This is a genomic window from Alteromonas sp. 4NH20-0104 (genome assembly GCF_057547795.1).
The window spans coordinates 1-4685 of sequence record NZ_BAAJLP010000061.1 but is presented as its reverse complement, the minus strand read 5'-3'; the positions used below and the strand labels follow the sequence as shown (position 1 = coordinate 4685).

7 protein-coding genes are annotated in these 4685 nt (G+C 42.5%); 6 read left to right on the top strand and 1 reads right to left on the bottom strand.

The window, feature by feature from the left end:
* Positions 1-116: 116 nt before the first annotated feature.
* Positions 117-512 carry a DUF6228 family protein gene (locus AC27IB_RS23365; protein WP_487124031.1) on the top strand — a complete coding sequence of 132 codons (396 nt, stop codon included), beginning with the start codon at positions 117-119 and terminating at the stop codon, positions 510-512.
* A gap of 118 nt (positions 513-630) precedes the next feature.
* The gene (locus AC27IB_RS23360) at positions 631-1122 is read left to right on the top strand and encodes a YcxB family protein (RefSeq protein WP_487124029.1); all 492 of its coding nucleotides are present in this window, start codon (positions 631-633) and stop codon (positions 1120-1122) included.
* 38 nt (positions 1123-1160) lie between these two features.
* Here the strand turns inward: AC27IB_RS23360 and AC27IB_RS23355 are convergent, their stop codons facing one another.
* Positions 1161-2111, bottom strand: a complete 951-nt coding sequence (locus AC27IB_RS23355; RefSeq protein ID WP_487124027.1) for an IS110 family RNA-guided transposase — start codon at positions 2109-2111, stop codon at positions 1161-1163.
* Between the two features lie 336 nt (positions 2112-2447).
* Between AC27IB_RS23355 and AC27IB_RS23350 the strand changes: the two genes are divergently transcribed.
* The 4 genes from AC27IB_RS23350 to AC27IB_RS23335 all read left to right on the top strand — a co-directional run bounded on the left by AC27IB_RS23350 (position 2448) and on the right by AC27IB_RS23335 (position 4480).
* Positions 2448-2849, top strand: coding sequence for a hypothetical protein (locus tag AC27IB_RS23350; protein ID WP_487124025.1), 402 nt, complete (start codon positions 2448-2450; stop codon positions 2847-2849).
* A 144-nt stretch (positions 2850-2993) separates the two neighbouring features.
* Positions 2994-3284 (top strand): hypothetical protein, encoded by a 291-nt coding sequence (locus AC27IB_RS23345; protein ID WP_487124023.1) that lies wholly within the window; start codon positions 2994-2996, stop codon positions 3282-3284.
* A gap of 90 nt (positions 3285-3374) precedes the next feature.
* Positions 3375-3893: a hypothetical protein gene (locus tag AC27IB_RS23340; RefSeq protein ID WP_487124021.1), complete on the top strand. Its 519-nt coding sequence runs from the start codon at positions 3375-3377 to the stop codon at positions 3891-3893.
* On the top strand, positions 3890-4480 hold the full coding sequence (locus AC27IB_RS23335) for a hypothetical protein (protein ID WP_487124019.1): 591 nt from the start codon (positions 3890-3892) through the stop codon (positions 4478-4480). Before AC27IB_RS23340 ends, AC27IB_RS23335 begins: the two co-directional genes overlap by 4 nt.
* Positions 4481-4685 lie beyond the last annotated feature (205 nt).

The following is a 4685-nucleotide window of genomic DNA, read 5'->3' as shown; positions in this document are numbered from 1 at the left end:
CACTGTAGTCGCCCGCGAGCGGGCTGGGACAAATACACGTAGGCTCAGTCGCTTCGCTCCAATTTTAGCCTGCGTGTATTTGCCCCTAAGTGGGGCGTTAGGTGCTCTGGAGATAAATGGAATTTTCTATAGATTCATCGATATCGAACAACTCACTCAGATTCTCTAAGCCTGAGTCAGAGTACGTTACGGTTCATTTGTCTGGTGTTCTGTCAGCATCGGTGCGAGTGTGCACCTATACTGATGAATCCGGCATTTCTAATTGGTTAAATAAACTCGCTTCATTTTCCAAACCATGGATATCAGTAATCGAGTGGCAGTCTTTAGAAAACCAATTTAGTATTTCTGCTACTTGCTCATCGTTAGGAGAGGTTCGTATTTCTTTTCAGCTAAGTGACCTGCATGGACATCCCGAGGAATGGCAGGTAAGTTCAAGTATCGTAACTGATTTTGGTCAGTTGCCAGTTTTGGCAAAGCAAGCGGAGCATTTTTTTAATCATGCACGCACCTAACAAAAAAATTATGACGCCCGCCGGGGCGGGCTGGGACACAAACACGCAGGCTCTGCTTCGCAGTTTAGCCTACGTGTTTGTGCCCCATATTTAGAAGTTAGGTATGCAAGGAAGTGTCATGGAAGTTAGGTACACCAATACAAAAGATGATTTAGTCGCGTTCAATGATCATCATCTCGCGAATTGTAAACCATATCAGCGGCGTAAAATCATAAATCTGTATGTAACTCCTGTTGTCTTATTATTAGCCTTTTCAGTATTTGCGTTAAGTACTGGCAAAATTAGCTTCTATATTGGAGGAGTTCTCGGGGCTTTGGCTTCTTACTTATGGACGTTTTTTGCATACAAACGTTACGCTAGGAAGTGTGCTGAGGTATTTCAAAAGGAAGTTTTTTGCGAGCATAAAGTTGTTATTTCTGATGTTGGAGTAAGTGAGTCAACGGCTAATAGCAGCAGCCAGTTTACTTGGGACGCGCTGGAGAAAATAGAAAGTAATGAAGACTATATTTTCATTTATAACACTCCCGCAACGGCGTTTGTGATTCCAAAACGGGAAGTAGGTAAAGACTCTTTTGAAGCAGTGAAATTAGCACTGAATCATGCGCAGTAGTGCATACCTAACAAACGACTATGGCGTCAACCCTGAATTTAAAAGTTTTTTTCTTCCCACATGACGCCATCTCTAACCATCGAATTGAGGATGACAATCATCTTTCTAACGCAGGCAATAATCGCTACTTTTTTAGGTTTGCCTGCTGCGACTAAGCGTTCATAAGTGGATTTGAATTTGGCGTTGCATTGCATCGCCGACATCATCGCCATGAACAAGACAGTGCGAACCTGGTGACGTCCGCCCTGAGTAACCTGCTTGCCTTTATATTTGCCACTTTCTTTGTTCATAGGCGCTACACCAACCAATGCTGCGACTTCTTTATTGTTCATTAATCCTAATTCTGGCAGGTAGCTAATAAGTGCAGCCGCGGAGACTTTGCCTATTCCCGGCATACTTTGAACAAGCTCACTTTTCGCTTTAAATTCCGGACAGCTTTCAATGAGATGAGCCAGTTCATCGTCCATTTTTTGAATTTGCTTTTTCAACACTAAGAGCAAAGCTTTGATGCTGGGATGAACGTTTGTGGGCATAATTTGAAGTCGGTTTTTCTCCCGAGTTTGCATCTCAAGAAGCTGACTCCTGCGTGCCACGATATCAGCCATTTTCTTCATGTTATCTGGCTTCGACGTGGACAGGGGAGGCTGTATTAGTTCACTAAAATGAGCAATCAATGCTGCATCTAGTTTATCTGTTTTGGCTTTACGGCCAATGGCACCCGCAAAGCGTTTTATATGTACAGGATTCACCACGCTAAAAGGTATATCGGCTTTTGCACAAGCGGTAATAAAAGCCACTTCATATCGTCCTGTTGCCTCAATGACTACACGTTTAAGATCCAATTTTTTCAATCGCTTGATAGCTTCTGAAATACCTCTTTTATCGTTGGTAACTTTAAAATATTCATTGAAAGGACGAATATGGATATCAAGGAAATCTTTACCGGTATCAACGCCGGCGTTAATGTTTTGCGCTTCGGTTTTATTCATAATAAGCTAACTCTGGTTTGCTAAATGCGAGCTCGGGGCCCAGTCGACTATTCGAGTATGTTGCTTGGAGCACTGCGTGGCGTTCATGTTTGTTATCGGTCTCTCAATTGAGGAGCCTGCAAGTCATCGAACTACCACACAGCCAACTTTGGTTGCAGCCAAAGTCTGGGCCTCACTTTACCCATCTTTGAAAAAGTTGTGGGGAATTTAGGGAAGAATTATCCATACAAACCAAGTCAGCGGGACAATTACATGCAGGCTCCCGTCACTTCGTTCCGTATTTTAGCCTGCATGTACTTGCCCCTGCTTGGGGCGTTAGGCGCCAAGGAGGGAAGAATGAATATCTACCTACAATACGCACACCATACCCATGATGAGTTTGAAGAAATATTATCCGCTGGCTCTCGTGAAGTGTTGGAACAATTCGAAAGTTTCGATTGGGCTGGAGAGATAGAAAGAGCCGAACAGCTTCAAAAAGTGGCTCCAACATTATCCGTAGAAAGTAATGACAAGACATTGCTGATATGGGTATCAGGAGTCAAAACTAGCGCGAAACTACAGTTTATATCTGAATGTAATTACCCCGGAGAAGTATCTTCTTTATTCGGTCTTATTAAAAAGCAGGGAATAGTCTCATTAGATACCCAGAGTTTTTCGATAGACCAAGCGAAACAAGCTTTAACTCTATTTATGAATAAAGATTTTGAGACATTGAAAGGCCTATACAGTGGTGCCTAACAAAAAAATTATGTCGCCCGTTGGCGGGCTGGAACACAAACACGCAGGCGGCTTCGCCATTATAGCCTGCCTATTTGTGCCCCATATTTAGGCGTTAGGTGCATCTTGAGTTCAGCTAAAAGCTTCATGGATAGGATGTTTTCTTTGACCAGAGTAATCTCCTACAGCTTACTCGCTTTAATCGTCATTATTATAATAGAACTGATTTTTGAACCGTCGATTGCATGCAGTACAGACTATGAATATCAAAAATCTAGAGTTGTTGAACATATTGAAAGAAAGGGCTGGGATTTGGAGTACCTTACTCCCATACCTAATCCCGAAGATGGTTGCGAAGCAATGTTTCTATACAAAAGCGAGCAGCAGCACATTAAATTTACAGTAGCAGCTGGTTATAAAGTAACCTGGTGGGACTTTAACGAGCGAAGTCAGTAATGCACCTAACAAACAAATGTTGGGGACACAAACACGCGGGCTCTGCTTCGCAGTATAGCCCACGCGTTTGCGCCGCCAAATTAGGGCGTTATGTTTCAAGGAGAGATGGTGCGTAGGCATCTGATATTTACACTTTTACTTCTGCCAACTGCTGCTTACGCAAATGTTGTTTGGCCGGCACTTTATTTAGAAACACGCCTTTTTTCATGGTGGGCCATTTGTATTGGGCTGTTAGTTGAATTTTTCTTTATAAGATGGCTTTTTACTCTTCCGACCAAAAAGGCTTCAATCGCTACAGTATCTGCAAATGCTGTTTCTGCTATTGCGGGTATAATTTTAATACCTTTAGCTGGCATAGGCTGGGAGCTATTTCCAGGCTCAGTCATAAACTGGGCTTTTAGCTGGGGCACGTTTAATCCAATTACATGGGGTGCAACTTTTGTTCTTGGCTGTTTGGTAAATGGCCTGCTCGAGGGTGCTGTCTATAAAAAATGGTTTTCTCCAGAGTTCAGGTTTAAAAGTAAGGCATTTCTCTGGTTGTTAGTGGCTAATTCTCTCAGTGTAGGTGCTGCGTTCATTAGCCTGTGGTTAAAGCCGGTGCAGCTATGAAACATAACAAGTCCATTAACTATGCGCCTGCGGCGCCGGACGCAGCAAAGCTGCGCCGGTTATTGAGGCGTTATGCCCAAGGAGAAAATTTGCGAGTAATTATTTTCACATTGCTTTCTTTAGTCTGCGTTAACTCTTGGGCTCTTGATATAAGTAATTTTAAGTCAGGCCTTGCTTGTACCGATGGGAAATCTTTTGGTTGGGTTTGTCACACCACCGAAGATGTTTACATAACAGGCCAAGGGCAGTGTAATAGAAGTGGCCAAAATAAACCTTGTACTTGGTACGGATTTCAATTTGACTATATAAATAATGACGATAAAAAGCCTTTAAATTGTAAGTATGAAATTTCTCAAAAGGTTGCGCTAGGAAACCCGATGGAAGTCGCTAACGAAGGAAGAGAAACTGGCTCTTTTTCTTTTTCGTTAAAAGGTTCCGAGGGGCACTTTTTCAATCCTCAATACTACATTCTCACAACAAAGCCTGAAAAGGACTCTTTGCTATCAATGACAACAACGTGCTCAGTCGAAAATAAGGAAGTCTTTAAATATAAAATAAATGCACATTTTCCAACTTCAGGAAATTAAGCATAACAAAGCGCTCAAGAGGGACACAAACACGGCGCTCCTTCGGAGTATAGCGCCATGTCTGCGCCCCAAAGCTTAAAGTTAGTTGCCTACAGGAAATTTTTGCTTCTGGTGTAAAACCCTGAGAACATGAATTACGTCTTCTCTAACGAAGTACGAAACAATCATTGATACCTCTGGAATAATCAAAAACCGTCCAGGTATA